Origin of the sequence: Anaerotruncus sp. 1XD42-93 (assembly GCF_009917605.1) — a bacterium.
Taxonomy (GTDB): domain Bacteria; phylum Bacillota; class Clostridia; order Oscillospirales; family Ruminococcaceae; genus Anaerotruncus.
Genome location: NZ_QZEG01000187.1, coordinates 1 through 995, shown reverse-complemented (window position 1 = coordinate 995; position 995 = coordinate 1). Strand labels below are relative to the sequence as shown.

General features: G+C 55.5%; 1 pseudogene. It reads left to right on the top strand.

The window, feature by feature from the left end:
• Positions 1-832 (top strand): annotated as a pseudogene (locus tag D5269_RS17925) (relaxase); the annotation flags it as partial.
• Between the last annotated feature and the right edge of the window lie 163 nt (positions 833-995).

Below are 995 nucleotides of genomic sequence, written 5' to 3'. Positions count from 1 at the left end.
CCAGGCGTTGGAACAGAAACCGGCAGACTTTGACGCGCTGTTAAAGCTGCTTGAGGAAATGGGCTGTGAGGTGTCGCGCCGGGGACAGGCAATCCGGCTCAAAGCCCCCGGCTGGAAGAATGTTGCCCGCATGGATGAAAAGCTGGGACAAGGGTACAGCGAAGATGAAATACGGGCGGTCCTTGCCGGAGAAAAGCAGCATACGCCCCGCAGAAAAGACGCGGTTTCAACTCCCACTCCGAAGGTCAATCTGCTGGTGGATATTCAGGAGAAATTGCAGGCCGGCAAAGGCGCTGGCTACGCGCGCTGGGCAAAGGTATTTAATCTCAAACAGATGGCGCAGACAATGAACTACCTCACCGAGCATGGCCTGCTGGAATACGCAGTCTTGGAGGAAAAAGCTGCAATGGCTACCGCCCGTCATAATGAGCTGTCGGCGCAGATCAAGGCGGCGGAAACCCGCATGGCGGAGATAGCCGTACTGCGGACCCACATCATCAATTATGTGAAAACCCGCGAGGTCTATGCGGCCTACCGCAAGGCGGGATATTCCAAGAAATTTTTAGCGGAACATGAAGCGGATATTTTGCTCCACAAGGCGGCAAAACAGGCATTTGACGATTTGGGTATCAAGAAGCTGCCCACCGTCAAGAGCTTGCAGGCCGAGTACGCAACATTGTTGGAAGGAAAGAAAAAAGACTATGCCGAGTACCGGCGATCCCGCGAGGAAATGCGGGAACTGCTGGCCGCAAAAGCCAATGTGGACCGGCTAATGGGATACGGGGAGGAACGCCAGAATGACCGGGAAAAGGAACAGGGGCAGGACCGCTGACGCGCCCGTTTTTTCGTATTTTCTCACCGCCGCAGGCAGGTGAAAAGCGTTCCGCAGGAACGCGCAGCCACAGAATGAAATTCTGTGTTCAAAAGGGGCTTGGGGAATCCCCAACAAGCAGCGCCAGGAGCCGAATGGCTATCCTGGGGCATTGCTTGCCACG